At 72.3% G+C, this 18,450-nt stretch carries 14 protein-coding genes; 4 read left to right on the plus strand and 10 right to left on the minus strand.

Going from position 1 to position 18,450, the window contains the following annotated elements; all coding sequences use genetic code 11:
- Positions 1–134 precede the first annotated feature (134 nt).
- A complete protein-coding gene (locus JXZ78_RS16495) occupies positions 135–737 on the plus strand; it encodes a chemotaxis protein CheB (RefSeq protein ID WP_030019144.1) in 603 nt (200 codons plus the stop codon).
- A gap of 30 nt (positions 738–767) precedes the next feature.
- On the opposite strand, the gene JXZ78_RS16500 is transcribed toward JXZ78_RS16495, so the two are convergent.
- On the minus strand, positions 768–2,111 hold the full coding sequence (locus JXZ78_RS16500) for an alpha/beta hydrolase (RefSeq protein ID WP_030019145.1): 1,344 nt from the start codon (positions 2,109–2,111) through the stop codon (positions 768–770).
- A 68-nt stretch (positions 2,112–2,179) separates the two neighbouring features.
- Between JXZ78_RS16500 and JXZ78_RS16505 the strand changes: the two genes are divergently transcribed.
- Both JXZ78_RS16505 and JXZ78_RS16510 read left to right on the plus strand, forming a co-directional pair.
- On the plus strand, positions 2,180–2,797 hold the full coding sequence (locus tag JXZ78_RS16505) for a TetR/AcrR family transcriptional regulator (protein ID WP_030019146.1): 618 nt from the start codon (positions 2,180–2,182) through the stop codon (positions 2,795–2,797).
- A gap of 100 nt (positions 2,798–2,897) precedes the next feature.
- The gene (locus JXZ78_RS16510) at positions 2,898–3,584 is read left to right on the plus strand and encodes an ANTAR domain-containing protein (protein WP_238783165.1); all 687 of its coding nucleotides are present in this window, start codon (positions 2,898–2,900) and stop codon (positions 3,582–3,584) included.
- Positions 3,585–3,714: 130 nt separating this feature from the next.
- Here JXZ78_RS16510 and JXZ78_RS16515 read toward each other — a convergent pair whose 3' ends face one another.
- From JXZ78_RS16515 to JXZ78_RS16550, 8 genes are all read right to left on the minus strand, one after another.
- Positions 3,715–3,954, minus strand: a complete 240-nt coding sequence (locus JXZ78_RS16515; RefSeq protein ID WP_030019149.1) for a chaplin — start codon at positions 3,952–3,954, stop codon at positions 3,715–3,717.
- A 260-nt stretch (positions 3,955–4,214) separates the two neighbouring features.
- Entirely contained in the window at positions 4,215–6,713 is a 2,499-nt protein-coding gene (locus JXZ78_RS16520) for a discoidin domain-containing protein (RefSeq protein WP_030019150.1), read from the minus strand.
- Positions 6,714–6,754: 41 nt separating this feature from the next.
- The gene (locus JXZ78_RS16525; RefSeq protein ID WP_030019151.1) at positions 6,755–8,320 is read right to left on the minus strand and encodes a glycoside hydrolase family 13 protein; all 1,566 of its coding nucleotides are present in this window, start codon (positions 8,318–8,320) and stop codon (positions 6,755–6,757) included.
- Between the two features lie 63 nt (positions 8,321–8,383).
- Positions 8,384–9,265, minus strand: a complete 882-nt coding sequence (locus JXZ78_RS16530; protein WP_030019152.1) for a carbohydrate ABC transporter permease — start codon at positions 9,263–9,265, stop codon at positions 8,384–8,386.
- Positions 9,265–10,212 carry a carbohydrate ABC transporter permease gene (locus JXZ78_RS16535; protein WP_030019153.1) on the minus strand — a complete coding sequence of 316 codons (948 nt, stop codon included), beginning with the start codon at positions 10,210–10,212 and terminating at the stop codon, positions 9,265–9,267. Before JXZ78_RS16535 ends, JXZ78_RS16530 begins: the two co-directional genes overlap by 1 nt.
- Complete coding sequence (locus JXZ78_RS16540) at positions 10,209–11,582, minus strand: ABC transporter substrate-binding protein (RefSeq protein WP_030019154.1); 1,374 nt, start codon at positions 11,580–11,582, stop codon at positions 10,209–10,211. Before JXZ78_RS16540 ends, JXZ78_RS16535 begins: the two co-directional genes overlap by 4 nt.
- 226 nt (positions 11,583–11,808) lie before the next feature.
- Positions 11,809–12,822, minus strand: a complete 1,014-nt coding sequence (locus JXZ78_RS16545; protein ID WP_030019155.1) for a LacI family DNA-binding transcriptional regulator — start codon at positions 12,820–12,822, stop codon at positions 11,809–11,811.
- Between the two features lie 160 nt (positions 12,823–12,982).
- Positions 12,983–13,399, minus strand: a complete 417-nt coding sequence (locus JXZ78_RS16550; RefSeq protein ID WP_030019156.1) for a cysteine/serine endopeptidase inhibitor — start codon at positions 13,397–13,399, stop codon at positions 12,983–12,985.
- Between the two features lie 426 nt (positions 13,400–13,825).
- Here JXZ78_RS16550 and JXZ78_RS16555 point away from each other — a divergent pair, with 426 nt between their 5' ends.
- Complete coding sequence (locus JXZ78_RS16555) at positions 13,826–14,578, plus strand: class I SAM-dependent methyltransferase (RefSeq protein WP_030019157.1); 753 nt, start codon at positions 13,826–13,828, stop codon at positions 14,576–14,578.
- Positions 14,579–14,633: 55 nt separating this feature from the next.
- On the opposite strand, the gene JXZ78_RS16560 is transcribed toward JXZ78_RS16555, so the two are convergent.
- Positions 14,634–18,140 carry an ATP-binding protein gene (locus tag JXZ78_RS16560; protein ID WP_030019158.1) on the minus strand — a complete coding sequence of 1,169 codons (3,507 nt, stop codon included), beginning with the start codon at positions 18,138–18,140 and terminating at the stop codon, positions 14,634–14,636.
- Positions 18,141–18,450: the final 310 nt, after the last annotated feature.

The raw sequence follows: 18,450 nt of genomic DNA on the forward strand, positions 1-18,450 counted from the left end.
GCATACCGGGACCACATCGAGCACCGGGCCCAGCAGATACTCGACGGCGTGAATCCGACGCTGCTGCCCCCGCCGGGGAAGTGAAACGGGATGTGCGGGATGTCGCCGTGACCGTCCGCCGTTAGGCTCGCCGCATGGCAGCGGCACGGTGCATCGACGAGAGTTGTGCCATGGTGGCCATCGCCGCCTCGGCCGGAGGCGTGTTCGCGCTGCTGGAGCTGTTCGGCTCCTTCACCGCGGGGCCGCCGGTGCCGACCCTGGTCGTACAGCACCTGAGCCCGCGTCACCGTACGCTGCTCGACACGGTCCTCCAGCGGCGTACGCGGGTGCCGATCAGCATGGCCCGGGACGGCGAGCGGGCCGCGGCCGGGCGGGTCTACCTGGCGCCTCCCGACCGGCATCTGCTCATCGGGCCCGGCAACACCCTGGCCCTGTCGGACACCGAACGGGTGAACCGGGTCAGGCCCGCCGCGGACCGGCTGTTCACCTCGGTCGCCGAGACGTACCGGGACCGGGCCTGGGCCTTCGTGCTCAGCGGCACCGGGCGCGACGGCGCGGTGGGGGCCCGGGCCGTCAAGGACGGCGGCGGCACCGTCGTGGTCCAGGACCCGGAGACCGCCGACTATCCCGGCATGCCCCGGGCCACGCTGGAGGCCGGTGCCGTGGACCATGTGCTGGGCCTGCACGACATCGAGGAGATGATCCGCGCGTTCGCCGCTTCCGGGCAGCAGACCTGAGGACAGGGATCGGAACGGGCGCCTGTCCGTCTACTTGTGGTCACGGAGGAAGGCCGGGATGTCGGCCCGGGCCGGGTAGTCGGGCAGGGGTGCGGGCTTGTCCTGGAGGAACGCGGTGATGACGGCTGCGGCCCGTCGGTCGTTGTCGTCCAGACCGTTCCACATGTGGTGGCCGACGCCGGGCATGTACTGGGTGCGCCGGACGGCGGGGTCGGCCGCGAGGACCGCGGTCTCCCACTGCCGGACCTGGGAGGAGCATTCGGCGATCATCAGCATCGCGGGGGTCCGGGAGTGCCTCAGCCGGGGGGTGAGGGAAGGGGAGTCCTCGATCGTCCGCTGGACGCGGAGGCTGGCCGCGGCGCTGAAGGAGAAGTTCCGCGCCGTGTCCTCGACCGGGATGCGGTGCGCGTCCCGCGCGCAGTAGGCGGACGCGGTGTCGCTGCCCAGATCGGCGGCGGTGAAGGCGTTGTCGCCCTCCGCCTGGCCCGTCAGCCCGTTGCCGGGGCTCAGGAGACCCAGCCGCAGGAGACCGAAGGTGACCGCGTACCGCGGGACGTGGGTGGAGCGCGGCCCGGTCATGGCCGGCGCGATGTCGCGGGCCGACGGCCGGCCCTGCCGCCCCGCGATCCGGGCGGTGGGGCCGTCCATCGGGCCCGGCTCGGCGATGACCGCCCGGCGCAGGCGGGCGGCGACGGCCGGATCGGCCAGCGCGCGGGTGAGCACGACCGCGCCCGAGGAGAAGCCCAGCACGTCGGCGCGGCCCTTGCCGAGCTTGCCGAGTTCGCCGACGAAGGCGCCGAGATCGTGGACGGACCGGGTGATCGAGTACTGGTCCATGGGCAGCAGGTCGCTGCGTCCGCCACCGGCCTGCTCGTAGGCGTACACGTCGTGGCCCTGCCCCGCGAGCCGCTGCAGGAAGTGGTGGTCCAGCACCGAAATGCCGCGCACCGGACCGCCGTTGAGGTAGACGAGCGGCGCGCGGTGCCGGGGGCCGCTGCCGGTGGGCGGATAGTGGTAGACCGCGACCCGGCTGCCGGTGGGCAGGCGCCAGTGCTCGGTGGTCACGAATGGCAGGGCGGGCGGATGGCGGCGTGTCGTGGGGACGGTGGGGACGCACACCGACAGCGTCAGGGCCGCCGCGACGAGCACCGGCAGGAAGGGGAGCAGCCGTCCCCGCCAGGAGCGGCGGCGGCCCCGCCAGAGCGCCGCGACGATGGCGGCCCCCACCGTCGCGGACCATGCGGGGAATCCCGAGCCCGCGCCGTCGGTGGCGATGACGAGCGCGAGGAAGAAGGCGGTCAGCCCCGTCGTGGCGGCGGTGGATACGAGCAGGAGGCCGAGGAAGCGTAAGGGGCGGCGGACGGAGGGCGGCACGGTGTTCTCTCCCCACTTTTGAAACGCTGTTTTGAAACGATGTTAGCAGGACGGGTAAGGTGTCCCTCATGGGAAGGCCCAGAACGAACGACGCCGCTGTCCGGGAACGGCTGGTGGCCTGCGCGACCGAGATGTTCGCCACCCGCCCCCAGGAGTCGGTCACGGTCCGCGCGCTGGCCGCTGCCGCCGGCACGTCGACGGCGGCGGTCTACACGTTGTTCCAGGGGAAGGACGGGCTGGTCCGCGAGGTGCGCGACCAGGCGGTCGCCGGTCTGTTCCAGGACCTGACGGCCGTTCCTGGCTCGGAGGCCGCCTTGGACGACCTGTACGCGCTGGCCGTGGCCTATCGCCATTGGGGACGCCGGCACCGCCACCTGTACTCGGTGTTGTTCGGTGGCGCGCAGTCCTTCGTCCCGTCGGCCCGGGTCGGCGACCGTGACCCGGTGCGGCCGCTGGTCGCGGCGATCGACCGCGCCGTGGCGGATAGTGTCCTCGCGGGCGACACCACTCGGATCGCCGTCTCGCTGTGGGTCGCCCTCCACGGACTCGTGACCCTCGAACTCGCCGGCGCCCTCGAAGGCGACGTGGCCGAGACCGCGTTCCGGTCGACGGTTGACGCCGTACTGCGCGGCTGGGCGGCCCCCGCCGCCTTCCCCGGTCTCCGACGCGCGGACGCGGGGCCGTGAGACCGCGTTCGGTGCACCCGCCGGCCCGGGACTGTCATACATTGGCGTGACAGCGGCAGGCGGCGGCCCAGGCCGGTCCGCTGCGGTGGGTGGGGGAAGCATGTCGGGACAGACCGTCGCGAGCCTGATCGAGAAACTGCGACCCGGTGGACCGGGACCGTCCCGTCTGTGGTGCGCCCAGTGCGCCGCGCTGCTGGACGTGGACGGCACGGCGGTCTCGCTCTACTTCGACGGCTCCCAACTGCTGTGGCACAGCGACCCGGACGGGGCCTGTCTGGACGATCTCCAGTTCACCCTGGGCGAGGGGCCTGGGCTGGACGCGGCCCGCGACGGTGCCCTGTGTCTGGTCGCCGACCTGTCCCGTTCCTGCGGCTCCCGGTGGCCGATGTTCGCCGCACAAGCACGGGAACTGGGCATCCGGGCGGTCTTCGCCTTCCCCCTGCGGCTCGGTGCGCTACACGTCGGCGCTCTGACCTGCCACCGGCGCACGCCCCACCGGATCGCACCGGAGAGCGCCGCCGACGCGCTGACGCTCGCGGACGCGCTGACCCTGTTCCTGCTCGGCGGCCGGCACGCCCGTACGCGGGTACTGCGCCCTTCGGACCTGCACCGTACGGAAGTCCACCAGGCCACCGGAATCCTCAGCGTCCACCTCAGGGTGCCCCTGGCCAGCGCCCTGGCGCGGCTGCGCGCCCATGCCTTCGCCAGTGACCGTCCCATCACGGATGTGGCCCGTGACGTGGTCGCCGGGCGGCTGCGCCTGCCGCGCGACGCCGGCGGCGGGTGACCGTACGGGCCCGCGAGACGCACAAGGGGGACGCGCACACGACGAAGGTGCGGGACAGCCGTACAGCCGTCCCGCACCGGGCATCGCACGCCGGTCCGCCCGGGGGTGGTGGCGCGTCAGGTGGTCAACGTCAGTCGTTGACGCAGGTGTTGCCGAAGGCCGGGTTGAGCAGGCCGATGACGTTGATGGTGTTGCCACAGGCGTTGACCGGCACGTGGACCGGAACCTGCACGGTGTTGCCGGAGATCACGCCGGGCGAGTTCAGCGCCGCGCCCTGGGCCCCGGAGTCGGCAGTCGCGAGGCTCGCGCCGCCCAGGATGATGGCGCAGGTTCCCGCGGCGGCGACGGCAGTCTTGATGGCACGCGACATGGAAGGTTACTCCTCGTACATTGAGAAAAAAGGACAGGCGGCCTGGCGGGGACACCCGGTGCCCGCCACCACGGCTGGTGGGCCGCCGACAACCAATCAACCCGATGCGGCGCCGTTTGTCGCGAAGAACGGCAGGTGTTCACCCTATTTAGGGTGGAGATCGAATCAGCGTATTATTTCTCCAGGTCAGTGCAGGATTCGCCGTCACCCTGCCGGGGGACGGACCGCCGGCGCCCGGCCGCCCGCCCCGCTCGCCGGTGTCAGTCCACGTTGATCTTGAAGGTGGAAGTGGTGTTGCGGATGTTCTGCGCGTTGTCGCGGAGCGTCAGACGGTGGAAGGACGCCTGGCCCACGGCCGGGCCGCCGGCCGCTTCGTTGGCCCAGATGCCGAAGCCGGACCGGTCGTTGTACTCGTCACCGCTCTTCTTCGCCCCGGAGACGGTCACGTCGGAGAGTTCGGTGTCCTGGACCGGGTTCTGCGGCTGCTGGCCGACGTAGTTCGTCTGGAACATGATGCCGTGGTACGTCGGGTCGGTGATCGTGGCGCCCTTCACCCGGATCGCCCGGAAGGGCTTCGACGCCGAGTAGAGCCAGATGCCGGGGAAGGTCTGGCCGTTCCAGAAGTGGCCGCCCGCGCGCTCGATGCCGAGGTTCTCGAACGTGGTCTGCCCGGGGCCGAAGCCGTTCATCGGGATGCCGAAGTCCAGCGAGGAGACGGTCACGCCGGCGTAGACCAGGGTGTCCACGACGCGGATGTTGCGGAAGGTGTTGAGCTGCCCGCCGTACACGGCCAGGCCGGCGGCCCGCCAGGTGAGCTTGGAGGTGAGGTTCTCGTAGACGTTGTGTGTCTGTTCGCCGCCGCCCGAGTCGAGCGCGGAGAACAGCGCGAAGGAGTCGTCACCGGTGGCCCGTGCCTCGTTGTTGGTCACCAGGTTGTCGCTGGAGCCGTTGGTCATGTTCAGACCGTCGGCGAAGGTGTTGCGGATGCGGTTGTTCCGGATCGTCATCCGGTCGGTGTTGGCGCCCCAGTAGAGGCAGACCATGTGCTCGGCCCAGATGTTCTCGATGGTGATGCCGGAGATGTTCTGGAAGTCGAAGACCTTGCCGGGGCCGTCGATGCGCGAGGTGTAGTTGCCGAAGTACGCGAAGCCGGCGAACGTCGAGCCGCCGGCGCCGTCGGCGGCGCGGAAGCCCACGTCGGTGTTCTGCTGGCCGGCCGGGGCGTGGAAGCGGGTGAACCACGGCCCGGCGCCGATCACCTTCACCGGCTTGAGGTAGACCTGGAACTTGCTCGACGTCTGGTAGTCGCCCGGCGGCAGATAGACGCCCTTGATCCGGCCGGTGGTGTCCATCCGGGCCCGGTCCAGCGCGTTCTGCACGTCCTGGTGGCCGAAACCGGCCGGTTCCACGAACGCCTGCCGGTCCGGGTTGGGCGCCGCGGCCACCTTCTCGAAGTCGACGAAGTCGACCGCGTACGAGGAGGGGTTGTCGGCGTCCTTCTGGAGCCGGATCCTGCTGCCCGCCGGCACGGTGCGGCCGAGGTCGAGATGCGCCTCGTCGTAGATGTGCCGGGCCGGGCCCGCGCCCGGGTCGTTCACCGGGGCCGCCTCCGGACCGTACAGCCAGGCGTATTTCGACGTCAGGTCGAAGGGCTTGGCCTTCTGGCCGTTCACGTAGACGTTGAGCTTCGCGTTCGTTCCGCCGCCGCCGGGAGCGTCCGGAATGGAGAAGCGGGTGACCAGGGTGTTGGTCTCCACCGGGGTGGTGAACTCCACGTACTGGCCGGTCTGCTTGAGGGTCACGGCCTTGCGTCCCGATGCCTCGCCCGCCAGGTCGCCGATCCTGCGGTTCGGGCCGACCACCTGCGCGCCGCCGCCGACGCTGCCGGACTCCGCCTCGACAGTGGTGTACGGCATGGTCGCGCCGGTCGTGGCTCCGGCCCCGGCGCGCCGGGGCTGCGGTGCGGGCTTCGCGGGCGACGGGGTGAAAGCCGCGCGGGCCGAGCCCTTGCCCGCCGCGACGGTCCGGGTGGCCGTACGCCCGTCAGGTGACTGGTCGCCTGCCGTGTCCCGGGCCCGCACGCTGTAGACGGTCCGGTGCGTCGTGCCGCCGGGCGCGGTGGTGTCCTCCCAGTGCGTCGCCGTCGCGGGCAGCCCGGCACGCAGCCGGCCGTCGGCATACACGTCGTAGCCGGTCGCACCGGGGGTCTGCGCCCAGCGCAGCGTCGCGCCGTCCAGCCGTACGTTCCGAGGTGCCTCGGGGGGCGCCGTGTCACCCGACGCCGTGGGGAACAGGGCGAGTTCGCCGACCCGCTGCGCTCCGGCCACCCGGACGTACCGCATCGGCGCGCCGTCCAGGCGCAGGGTGACGTCGCCCTGGCGGGCCTTGGAGTCGGACAGCTCGACGAAGTCGCGGCCGTTGACGGAACCTTGGAGCTGGACCTGCTGGGCCTTGCCGGGCAGCGTGAGCTTGACCCGGTCCAGGCGGCGGGTCGCGCCGAGGTCGGCCTGTATCCAGCGGGCGGCGCTGCCCTTCGCGTAGGTGTCCGGGTCGCCGTCCTGGGCGCGGGCTGCCCCGTCGCCGCTGAGACGCGCCGTCAGGGGGCCGGCGCCGGAGTCGGCCGGTCTGGGCGCGGCTGCTGCGGCTTCGGCGGAGAATGCCTGCCAGCTGGTCGCCAGCAGGCCGGTGCTGAGCACGGCGGCCAGGACTGGCCGCCAGGCCCTTCTGCGCAGTGGGGTGGTGCGTTGCGTGGAGCCCATGACTTTCCCTTCTGTGGGGAGAGGGCGGCGGTCGGCCCGGGTCAGGCCCGTAGCCAGACCGCCGTGTCCTGCGGCAGCGCGCCCACTGGTGTCAGCGGGGCGGAAGCCAGCAGAAGTTCGGAGTGCGGGGGCGGCGCCAGGTCGGCCGTACCGAGATTGACCACGCACAGCACGCTGCCGCCGCCCGGCACGTCGCGTGCGAAGGAGAGCGCCTGCGGCGCGTCCGTGGGCAGCCAGCGCAGCGGGCCCGCGTCCCGGAAGGCGCCGCGCAGCCGCAGCGCGGTGCGGTACAGCGAGAGCATCGAGTCCGGGTCGGCGTTCTGGCGGTCGGCGGCGTACCGTTCCCAGCCGTCGGGGCGGGGCAGCCAGGACGGTCCGTCGCCGTCCGCGTGCCAGGGCAGCGGCACCCGGCAGCCGTCCCGGCCCGGGGCAGCTCCGCCCGAGCGCGCGTACATCGGGTCCTGGATCAGCTCACGCGGGATCTCGGCCTCCGGCAGGCCCAGCTCCTCGCCCTGATAGAGGTAGACGGAACCGGGCAGGGCCAGGGTGAGCAGCGCGGCGGCGCGTGCCCTGCGGGTGCCGAGGGCGAGGTCGGTGGGGACTCCGAAGCGTTTGCGTTCGAAGGCGAATCCGGTGTCCTCGGCCCGTCCGTAACGGGTGACCGTACGGGTCACGTCATGGTTGGCCAGCACCCAGGTGGCGGGAGCGCCGACGGGGGCGTGCGCGGCCAGCGTGAGGTCGATGGACGCGCGCAGTTCGGCCGCGTCCCAGGGGCGGGCCAGGAAGTCGAAGTTGAAGGCGGTGTGCAGCTCGTCGGGGCGCAGGTAGCGGGCGAACCGCTCGGCGTCGGGCAGCCAGATCTCCCCGATCAGCACGGCGCCGTGCTCGTCGGCCAGCCGCCGCCAGGAGCGGTAGATGCCGTGCAGCTCCGGCCGGTCGTGGAAGGGGTGCGGGCCGCCGTCGCGGGGTATGTCGGGCAGGCCGTCGGCCTTGGCGAGCAGCGCGGCGGAGTCGATGCGTACACCGTCCGCGCCGCGCTCGAACCAGAACCGCAGCACGTCCTCGTGCTCGCGGCGCACCTCCGGGTGGCTCCAGTCGAGGTCCGGCTGCTCGGGGCTGAACAGGTGCAGGTACCACTGCCCGTGCTCCGTGCGCGACCAGGGCACGCCGCCGAACTCGCTCACCCAGTCGTTCGGCGGCCCGGGGGAGGGCGGCCGGAAGTGGAACCGGTCCTGTTCCGGCGATCCGGGGCCGGCGGCGAGCGCCGCCTTGAACCACGGGTGCTGGTCCGAGACATGGTTCGGCACGATGTCCACGATGGTGCGCAGCCCCAGCCCGTGCGCCTCGGCCAGCAGTTTCTCCGCCTCGGCGAGGGTGCCGAAGGCCGGGTCGACGGTGCGGTAGTCGGTGACGTCGTAGCCGCCGTCGGCGAGGGGCGAGAGGTACCAAGGGGTGAACCACAGGGCGTCCACGCCGAGTTCCGCCAGGTACGGCAGCCGGGCGCGGACCCCGGCCAGATCGCCGGTGCCGTCGCCGTTCCCGTCGGCGAAGGAGCGGACGTACACCTGGTAGATGGCAGCGGTACGCCACCAGTCCGTGCGGGACAAAGGGGGAGTCCTTTCGTGCGCGGTGCGAGGTGTACGGGGGAGGGGGAGGGCGGTGCGGTGCGGTCAGCCCTTGAGGCTGCCCGCGCCGAGACCGGCGACGATCTGCCGCTGGAAGACCAGGAACAGCGCGATCAGCGGCAGCGAGGCCAGGACCAGACCCGCCACCAGGCTGTTGAGCGGGGTGTCCTGGGACACGCGCTGGAGGAAGACGCTCAGCGGCTGCTTCGCCGGGTCCGGCAGCACCAGCAGGGGCCAGAGGAAGTCCTTCCACGCGGCGACGACCGACAGGATCGACACCACGGCGAGGATCGGCCGGGACAGCGGCAGCACGATCCGCCACAGGGTGCCCAGCGGGCCGGCGCCGTCGATCCGGGCGGCGTCCAGCAGTTCGTCCGGCACCCGGTCGAAGAAGTTCTTCAGGATGTAGATGTTGAAGGCGTTGGCGGCGGCGGGCAGCCAGACCGCGCTCGGGCTGTCGAGCAGGTTGCGGTGGAACAGCGGGACGTCGACGACCGTGAGGTAGACGGGCACCAGCAGCGCGGTGGCGGGCATCATCAAGGTGACCAGCATCAGCGCCAGGACCACGTTCCCGAACCGGGTCCGCAGTTTGGACAGCGCGTACGCGGCCGGTACCTGCACCGCGAGCTGGAGCAGCCAGGCACCGCCCGCCAGCAGCACCGTGTTGAGGAAGTAGCGGGTCAGGTCCATCTCCCGCCAGGCACGGCCGTAGTTCTCCGGGTGCCACTCGGCAGGCACGTAGGTGGGCGGGTTCTGCGCCAGCTCGGCCGGTGACTTCATCGCGCCGGTCACGGCCCAGTACAGCGGCACCAGGAACGCGACGGTGAACAGCGCCAGGGCCACGGCCAGCACCGACCAGTAGACCAGCTTGCCCTTACGGGTGCGCAGGACGGCGGGGCGGACGAGCGTACGGGTCGAGGCGGCCATCAGCCCTCCTTGGTGCGGGTCAGGCGCAGGTAGAGGGCGGAGAACGCGGCGAGGACGAGGAGCAGCATCAGGCTGAGCGCGCTCGCGGCACCGAAGTCGTTGTAGACAAAGGCGTAGCGGTAGACCAGGAACATCACGGTGACCGTGGAGTCGTCGGGCCCGCCGCCGGTCATCACGTACGGCTCGGTGAACACCTGCATCGTCGCGACGATCTGGAGCAGCAGGAGGACCAGCAGGACGAACCGGGTCTGCGGGATCGTGACGTGGCGCAGCCGCTGCCACAGGTTGGCGCCGTCCAGTTCCGCCGCCTCGTACAGCTCGCCCGGGACGGTCTGGAGCGCCGCGAGGTAGATCAGGGTGGCGGTGCCCATGTTGGCCCAGGTGGAGACGATCACCAGGGAGACCAGTGAGGTGGACGAGGAGTCGAGCCAGGCGGAGGTCGGCAGGTGAAGGGTGCGCAGGATCTCGTTGAGCAGTCCCGGGCCCGGGTCGTAGAACCACTTCCACATCAGCGCCACGACCACCGGCGGCAGCATGACCGGCAGATGCACCAGCACGCGGAAGTACGCCCGGGCGTGCCGGAACTCGTTCAGCAGCACCGCGGTCAGGAACGGCACGAAGAAGCCCAGCACCAGCGCGTACGCGGTGAACACCGCGGTGTTGCGCCACGCCGTGGCCAGCAGGGGGTCGGCGAAGAGCTTCTCGAAGTTGGTCAGGCCCGTCCAGGAGCTGCCGGTGGCGAAGTTGACGTCCTGGAAGGCCAGCAGCACGTTGCGGACGATCGGCCACCACGAGAACAGCGCGAAGATCACCACGGCGGCGCACAGGAATCCGTACGCGGTCAGGTGCTCGCGCACCGAGCGGCGCAGGCGGGCAGCCCGCCGTCCGTGCTCCGCGGTGGCCGGTGACCGGGAGGACGGCTTCTTCAGCAGGGGCGCGGTGGTCATCGGAGCGCGCTGTAGATCTGGTCGGCCTTCTTCTGCGCGGCGGCGAGCAGCGCGTCGACGTCGGCGTCCTTGTCGGTGAGGACCGCCTGCATCGCGTTGTCGAGCACGGCGTAGACCCGCTGTGCCTCCGGGGGTTCGAGTACGCCGGTGACGCGGGGTGCCGCGTCCGTGAAGGGCTGGTAGTTGCCGACGGGGATGTTGGCGTACTTGCGCTTGGCCGCCTCCACCCGGTCGCGGACGGAGCCCTTCCAGATGTCGGGGGTGGGCGGCATGGGCAGTCCGACGGGCAGCTTCGCGTCGAGGTTGTCCCGGATGTTCTGCTCGACGAGGTCCGGGTCGAGGTACTTCCACTGGAGCCACTTGATCCCGGCCGCGATCTTCTTCGGGGAGGCCTTGGGGTTGATCATGTAGCCCTCGCCGCCGATCAGGGTGGACCTGCCCTCGGGTACGGGCGCGAGGCCGTAGTCCTGGTACCTGCCGCCGAACTGCTTGGCGATGACGGTGAGGTTGTCGGCGGCGGCGATGTACATCCCGAGTTTGCCGCTGCCCATCATCCGCTGGACGTCCTCGGCCTGGAGCAGCTGTCTGCTGCCCATCGAGTCGTCCTTCCAGCGCATGTCGTGCAGGTCCTGGAGGGTGGCCTTGCCGGCCGCCGAGTTGAACGTGGCCTTCCAGCGGCCGTCCTGCTCGGTGGCGATCCGGCCGCCCCGGGAGTACAGCTCGGCGGTGAAGTGCCAGCCGCCCTGGTTGTTCTTGGAGAAGTCGGCGTAACCGGCGGTGTTGTCGCCGAGCGCGGCGATGCGCAGCGCCGCGGCGCGGACGTCCGCCCAGGTCCGCGGCGGCTTGTCCGGGTCGAGCCCGGCCTTCTGGAACAGCGCGCGGTTGTAGAGCAGGCCCATCGAGTAGTTGGCGGTCGGCAGGCCGTACTGGCGGCCTTTCTCGTCCTGGAACACCTTCATCAACTCGTCCTGGACGTCCGTGCGGTGCGGCATGTCCTTGACGTGGTCGGTGAGGTCGGCCGCCTGACGCTTCGCCACCAGGCCACGGGCGTCGGTGAAGTACACGTAGAAGACGTCCTCGAGCTTGCCGCCCGCCAGCTTGGCGTTGAAGGTCTTCGGGTCCATGAAGCCCTCGTGCGGCACGATGTCGATGCCGGGGTTGGCCTTCTCGAACTGCTTCACGTGCTTGTCGAAGAGCGCACGCTCGAACGCCTGCGTCGTGGGCGGCTGCCCGTTGACGGTGAGCCGCACCGTGCCGCCGGGCGCGTCCTCGGTGCCGTCGGTGCTGCTGGTGCCGCAGGCGGTGAGCGCGGTCAGGGACACGACGGTGACGCAGGCGAGCGTGCGTCCGCGTCTTCTCGTGGATGACATCGGTGGACCCCTCTGAGCGTGAGCGAGGCGGCGGGCGAGGCGGCGGGCACTGGCGCTCACTCAAGCACCGGGGTCAGAAGAGCGCAATATCGCGTGCGCAATCTGCAAATTTTTGACAGCACTTTGGGCAGCTTGGCGCCCGCGCTGCCGACGCTTCCGGCGGTCGTCCGGGGTGCGGCGGCCTTCCCGGGTGCGGCAGCCTTCCGGGTTCCGGCGGTCTTCCGGGCTACCGCGCGGCGCGGGGTCCCGTCGATCCCCGTACGACCAGCTCCGGTTCGAACAGGATCTCGTCACGGACCACCTCCCGGCCGTCGATCTGCGCCGTCAGCAGTTGCACCGCGGTACGGCCCAGCGCGTCGATCGGCTGCCGGACCGTCGACAGCGGCGGCTCGGTCACGGTCATCAGCGGCGAGTCGTCGTACCCCACCACCGACACGTCCTGCGGCACCCGCAGCCCGCGCCGTCGCGCGGCCCGCACCGCGCCCAGCGCGATGATGTCGCTGGCGCAGACGATGCCGGTCACCCCGGCGTCCAGCAGGCGGGAGGCCGCCGCGTGGCCGCCCTCCATGGAGTACATCCCGCGCACCACGTGCTCCGGCGGCAGCCCGGCGCCGCCCGCGGCCCGGGCCACCGCCTGCCCGGCGGCGAGCTTGCGCCGCGAGGGGACGTGGTCGGACGGGCCGAGCGCCAGACCGATCCGTTCGTGCCCGAGTGAGGTGAGGTGGCGCCAGGCCTGCTCCACCGCGACCGCGTCGTCGGTGGAGACGCAGGGGAAGTCGAGGCCCGGGATCGGCGCGTTGACCAGCACCACGGGCAGGTTCCTGGCGTGCAGCAGCCGGTAGTGGTCGTGCGGCGCGTCCGCCTGGGCGTACAGCCCGCCCGCGAACACCACGCCGGAGACCTGCTGCTGGAGCAGGAGGTCGACGTAGTCCGTCTCCTGGATGCCGCCCGGCGTCTGGGTGCAGAGGACGGGGGTCAGCCCGCGCTGGGCGAGCGCGCCCCCGACGACCTCGGCGAAGGCGGGGAAGATCGGGTTCGACAGCTCCGGCAGCACCAGCCCGATGAGCTTGCCGCGCTCCCCGCGCAGTTGGGTCGGCCGCTCGTAGCCGAGCACGTCCAGCGCGGTGAGCACCGCCTGCCGGGTGGCCTCCGAGACACCGGGCTTGCCGTTCAGCACCCGGCTGACGGTCGCCTCGGAGACGCCCACCTTTTTCGCCACCAGCGCAAGTCGTCGCGTCATGTACGCAACGCTAGCGCAAACAACGCAAGTAATTTGCGGTGCCGCCGGAACGCGAGCGGGCCCGAGGGCAGGCGCGGCGGCGCGAGAGCGCACCGGTGCCCGTCGGACCCGCTCCGCCGCGGCCGCCGCCGTCACTTCAGGACGGCCGGCCGCGGCCGGTTCAGCGGACGAACTTCCAGCTGACGTTCGGGACCATGTCGGTGCCCGCGGGCACCAGCTTGCGGAACGCCTTCTGGCTGAGGTCGATGTGCGTCGGGGCGCAGGACGGGCACTTGTCCTTGACCGGCACGGTGATGGTCCGGCCGTTGTAGCTGACCTGCACCTTGATACCGGAACACAGCGGGTCGTTGTTCGGGTTGGGCGTGGTCCAGTAGGAGGCCGAGACGGCGACCAGGTCCTGCGCGGTGGCGTCGATGGGCGTGCCGCAGGCGCCGTAGCCCTTGTCGTTGTAGTAGGTCATCTTGCCGTTCATGGTCTGGCCGATCGGCACGGCGTGGGCCGTGCCGGTGCCGAGGGCGATACCGGTGACGGCTACCACGCCGCAGACCGTCGTCCTCCAGCGTCTGGATGCGCGCATGATGTCTCCTCGTCCGAGTGGGTTCGGGTAGGTGCCGGGAGATGTCTCGGGCAGCCGTTGCCGGGCCGCGATGCGCCCGGCGATGCGCAACGGCAGGGAGCGGCCGGTGCGTTGCCGTCGCCGGCGCGCTCGGTGCGCCGGCGCACGGGCTTCAGGGGGCGGCGGCTCACGAAGCACTCCCGAGCACATGAGTTTCATTCGACCGCGGCCGCCCCACAACCCCCAATGGACTCAGATGTCCTGAAGTCGCGGATATGTACGCCTGGTTGGCCCGGAACGGACGGTTGGCGTCCGCTGCCGGCGCCGGACGCGCGGGGCTCGTCCGCCGCTGCGGAACGTTTCGGATGTAAGCCGCTCAAGCCGGGTGCGAGGGTGACTCGTACGATGGCGTCGCAACTGATCGTGTTTTTTCGGAGGGGCCGTATCGTGCCGAGCGGGACCGGTGGACAGCGCAAGCGACGGCAGGGGGTGTACGGCGTCGACGCCCCGTACGCGTTGTTCGGCCTCGGCTGCGGAGCGGTCGGGGCGACGCTGGCGGGATTCGGCACGCTCTCGGGGCCCGGGACCGGGGTGGCCTGGCTGCCGTTTCTGTGCGCGCTCGTGATGGCGGCCGCCTTCGTGCTCTACGTGCACGCCACCCGGCGGGGCAAGTTCACCGTCTGGGAGGACCTGCTGGACGGACTGGAGCTGCGCGGGAACGAGCGGCTCCTGGACCTCGGGTGCGGGCGCGGCGCCGTACTGCTGGCGGGCGCCCGTCGCGTACCGCAGGGCCGGGCGGTGGGGGTGGACCTGTGGCGCGGCGTCGACCAGACGGGCAACGCGGCGAGCGCCACGGCGCGCAACGCGCGGGTCGAGAGCGTGCAGGACCGGGTGGAGCTGCGCACCGGCGACCTGCGGGACCTGCCCTTCGGCGACGGCGAGTTCGACGTCGTGCTGTCCAGTCTGGCCATCCACAACATCAAGGACGCCGAGGGGCGGCGCCGGGCGGTGACCGAGGCGGTACGCGTCCTGCGGCCCGGAGGGCGCCTGGTGATCGTCGACATCGGCGGCTCCGTGTCCTTCTACCGCGACGTCCTGGAGACGCTGCCGGTCAGCGGGCTCGGTGTCCGCTCGGCGGGCTGGCGGATGTGGTGGGGCGGGCCGTGGATGCGGACGCGCGTGGCCACCGCGTCCGGCTGACCGGCCGCGCGTCCCGAGGGGAGCGGGCCGGCCGGCCGGGCCGTGGCGCCCGGCCTCAGCCCGAGAGGGCGACGTCGGTCACGTGCCGGCCCAGGAGGTCGTGCAGCAGGGCGGTGGTGGGCAGGGCGTGGTGGAGGTAGACGTGCTCGCGGCGGTGTTCGATGACGGCGAGCATCGTGCGGAGGGTGGCCGTGGCGTCGTCGCGGCGGCCGGCGTGGTGCTGGGCCTGGGCGAGCAGGCCGAGGTGCAGGGGGAGACGCAGATGGGAGCGGGAGGGGCGGAGTTCGGTCAGGCCGGCCTGCATCTGGGCGAGGCCCTCGTCCTCGCGGCCCAGATGGGTCAGGGACCAGCCCTCGGTCAGGCGCAGCATCGCCGTCCAGTACAGCAGCCCGTGCTCCTCGGCCAGCCGCGCCCCTTCGGCGGAGGAGGCCCGCGCGGTCTCGGCGTCGCCTTCCCAGGCGGCGAGGACCGCGTCCACGTACAGGGCGAAGGACCGGTCGGAGGGCCTGCTTTCGTACGCCGTCAGGCCCTGGAGCTGGCTCCGGCGGGCGCGGGCCGTGTCCCGGTCGCCCAGGATCCAGTGGGTGAAGGCGTCGTAGGACCGGCAGGAGACGCGCGGGTCGTGCTGGAACGTACGGGCCAGGGTGCGGCCCTCCCGGGCGAAACGATCCGCCAGCCCGACGCTCCGCTCCAGTTCCGCGAGCGCCTCCGGCAGCCGGCCGCGTACGTGCAGCGCGACGCCCTTGCCGTACGCCGCGCCCAGCAGCGCCACCGGATGGCGCGTACGGCTGCCGATGTCCCGCAGCAGCCGGGAGAACTGCCGGGACTCGTCGTACCGGCCGGTGACCAGGAACGCCGAGCACAGTGCCCACAGCACCGACGGGTCCTCGGGCGCCCGGGTGACCGCCCCCAGGGCGCGGCCCCGGCTCAGCGCCGCCTCCGCCTCGGCGTCGCCGTACCCGCGGACCATGGCGAGCAACTGCCCCAGCTGGATGTACAGCCGCTGCTCCAGGGCACGGGCGGACGCGTCGTCACGGGGCAGCAGGCCCGCGAGATGCACGGCCCGGCGCAGCCACGTCTCGACCTTCTCGTACGCCAGGTGCTGCTCGGCCTGCTCGGCGGCGCGCAACAGCCGGGGGAGGGCCTGCCGGGCGGGCAGCGCGTCCTGGGCGTGCCAGGTGTGGTGGGCCAGGCGCTCGAACTCCTCGTCGCCCACCTGGTCGCCGCCGCGCGTGCACAGTGATTCGGCCACCCGGGCGTGCAGCCGGTGGCGCTCGTCGCGCGCGAGCACGTCCAGGAGTGTCTCGCGGACCAGCGCGTGCACGAAGTGCAGCCGCCCTGGATGGTGCGGGTCCTCGCCGAGCAGGCCCGCCCGGATCGCCTCCGTCAGGGAGGGCGCCACCGGTTCGTCCTCGGCGGCGGTGCAGTGCAGCAGGTCCGTGTCGATCTCGGTGCCGATGACGGCACACAGCCGCAGCACCCGCAGGGCGGGCTCCGGCAGGGCGGCGAACCGCTGGCGCAGCGCCTCGCGCACCCCGGTCGGCACCTGCGCCCGCAGCACGTCGGTGGCGTCCGCGTCGTGCAGGCGCCGCGCGTCGCCGAGGAGTGACAGCAGCTGCATGACGAAGTACGGGTTGCCCTTGCTGCGCTCGTGCAGCGCGTCCACGACGTCCGCGCCGACCCCGCGCCCGGCCTGCGCCTCCACCAGGGACGCGACGGCACCGCGGGACAGCCCGCCGAGCCGCAGCGTCTCGGTCCTGGGGCCCCGCAGGATGTCGGCCAGCACCCGGCGGATCGTGGCGTCGGAGTCCGCCTCGAAGTCCCGGGCGGTGAGCACGATGCTGATCCGGTGCCCGTGGCGGCGGGTGCCGAGCAGCCGCAGCAGGTCGAGGGAGGCGGCGTCGGCCCAGTGCAGGTCCTCCAGGAGCAGCACCAGCGGCCGCTCGGCGGCCAGCGCGAGCAGCACCTCGCACACCGCGTCGTGGGTCAGGAACCGGGCCTGGGCCCAGTCGTTCTCGTGCCCCTGCCCGCCGGCCGCGGCCGCCCGCTCGGGCATCACCGGGGCGAGCAGCGTGTCGAAGGGCGCGGTGGCGGTGCGGAAGGCGTCCGGCCGGGTGGCCGACAGGTGGCGCAGCACCTGGGTCCACAGCCAGTACGGCGGTACGCCCTCACCGGGGAAGCAGTGGCTCCAGACCACGTCGAGCGCGTCCCCGGCGGCCTCCAGCGCCGGGGCCAGCTCCATCAGCAGCCGCGTCTTGCCGACCCCGGCGGCGCCGAGTACGCAGGCCAGGTACCCGTGTCCGGTGGTCGCGCCGGCCGATGACGTGGTCAGGCGGTGCAGCTCCTGGTCCCGGCCGGTGAACGGCCAGGGCGCCGCCACTCCTTCGGACCCGGAGCCCGGGCAGTCGTCCGGGGCGGGGGCCGGCCGGGCGGGCAGCCGGCTGACGCCGCGCAGTCGCCGCGGCCCTGTCGTCCGTGCGCCTCTGGCCGGGCCCGGCACCGCCGCACCCCGGTCCGTGTTCCGCGCGGACCTGCGGACCCGCGCGGCACGGGCCGGCGCGGCGGCTTCCTGCGGATACACGGCCGCGTCCGCCGGGGGGTGCTCCGACGGGAAGTCCGGCTCCCGCGGCGGGCCTTCCGGCGGGCCGGGGGAGCCAGGAGGACCGGGCGGACCGGGTGGCCCGTCGGCGGCCGGAGCGGCCGCGAGGCGGACCGCCGGGCCGCTGTCGTCCAGCTCCTGGCGGAGGATGGCGGTGTACACCCGCTGGAGTTCGGCGGTGGTGTCCACACCGAACTCCTCCACCAGGTGGCAGCGCGTCCGCTCGTACACCTCCAGCGCCTCGGCCTGCCGTCCCAGGCGGGACAGTGCCGTGATCAGATGCCCGACCAGGCGTTCACGGGCCGGGTTGCGGCGTACCTCCAGGCCCAGTTCGGCCGCCACCTCCTCGGCCGCCCCGAGTGCGAGCCGGGCCTCCGCGCAGGATTCCAGCGCGGTGAGCCGGACCTGTTCCAGGCGGGTGGTCTCGTCGGAGAGCGGCGGCTGGGCGCCGAACTCCGTGTAGGGGGCGCCGCGCCACAGCTCCAGGGCCTCGGTGAGCCGGTCGCGGGCGCCGCGCGGGTCGCGCCGGTCCAGGAGCTGCCGCCCGTCGGCGACCATCTGCTCGAAGCGGAACGCGTCGACCTGGTCCGGGACGAGCTGGAGCACGTATCCGGGCGCCTGGTAGCGCAGGACGGACGAGGTGCCCTGACCGGCTGCCGGGGCGAGCACCCGGCGCAGGTGGGAGAGGTGGCTCTGGAGGGTGGGCACGGGGTGCCGCGGGGGCCCCTCGCACCAGAGTTCCTCGACGAGCAGTTCGGTGGGGACGACTCTGCCGAGGCGGACGAGGAGCAGGGCGAGCAGGGCCCGCCGTCGTGGCGGGCCGAGGGGGAGGTCGGTACCGCCGAGCCGGGCCGACATCGGGCCCAGGACGCGCAGTACGGGCTCGGGGCCGGCCGGCCGGGGCCCGGCGGTGCCGGAGAGTTCCGGCAGGGGTGTGGGGGGCGGGGTGTGGGGTGTGCACATGTCGGTCCCAATCGTTCTCACGCCGGCGGCTGTGCAGGGGACGTGCCGGACCGTAACCGGGTCCATCCGGAAAGTGATCATGGCATATGTGGCGAGACGTTCAAAGATCGGCAACCAGCCAAGGCAATCGTCCGGCAAGCGGAACGACAAGGAAGCGGAAAGCCGCGGCGGGGTGGCCGGCAAGCGTCCGTCAGCGGCCGGACCAAGGGGTCGCAAGGGGGCTGGCACACGATGGCGGCAGCCGCCTTCCGGTCCGGCCGACGACCGTCGCCGGGCCGGGCGGGCGCGTCGCACCGAACCGAAGCAACCA

This window comes from Streptomyces monomycini (assembly GCF_022271435.1).
Taxonomy (GTDB): Bacteria; Actinomycetota; Actinomycetes; order Streptomycetales; family Streptomycetaceae; genus Streptomyces; species Streptomyces monomycini.

What these genes read in the sequence shown, in the direction of transcription:
- JXZ78_RS16495 (WP_030019144.1), top strand. Translation starts at nt 135, where the DNA reads ATGGCAGCGGCACGGTGCATCGACGAGAGTTGTGCCATGGTGGCCATC.
- JXZ78_RS16505 (WP_030019146.1), top strand. Translation starts at nt 2,180, where the DNA reads ATGGGAAGGCCCAGAACGAACGACGCCGCTGTCCGGGAACGGCTGGTG.
- JXZ78_RS16510 (WP_238783165.1), top strand. Translation starts at nt 2,898, where the DNA reads ATGTCGGGACAGACCGTCGCGAGCCTGATCGAGAAACTGCGACCCGGT.
- JXZ78_RS16515 (WP_030019149.1), bottom strand. Translation starts at nt 3,954, where the DNA reads ATGTCGCGTGCCATCAAGACTGCCGTCGCCGCCGCGGGAACCTGCGCC.
- JXZ78_RS16520 (WP_030019150.1), bottom strand. Translation starts at nt 6,713, where the DNA reads ATGGGCTCCACGCAACGCACCACCCCACTGCGCAGAAGGGCCTGGCGG.
- JXZ78_RS16530 (WP_030019152.1), bottom strand. Translation starts at nt 9,265, where the DNA reads ATGGCCGCCTCGACCCGTACGCTCGTCCGCCCCGCCGTCCTGCGCACC.
- JXZ78_RS16535 (WP_030019153.1), bottom strand. Translation starts at nt 10,212, where the DNA reads ATGACCACCGCGCCCCTGCTGAAGAAGCCGTCCTCCCGGTCACCGGCC.
- JXZ78_RS16540 (WP_030019154.1), bottom strand. Translation starts at nt 11,582, where the DNA reads ATGTCATCCACGAGAAGACGCGGACGCACGCTCGCCTGCGTCACCGTC.
- JXZ78_RS16545 (WP_030019155.1), bottom strand. Translation starts at nt 12,822, where the DNA reads ATGACGCGACGACTTGCGCTGGTGGCGAAAAAGGTGGGCGTCTCCGAG.
- JXZ78_RS16550 (WP_030019156.1), bottom strand. Translation starts at nt 13,399, where the DNA reads ATGCGCGCATCCAGACGCTGGAGGACGACGGTCTGCGGCGTGGTAGCC.
- JXZ78_RS16560 (WP_030019158.1), bottom strand. Translation starts at nt 18,140, where the DNA reads ATGTGCACACCCCACACCCCGCCCCCCACACCCCTGCCGGAACTCTCC.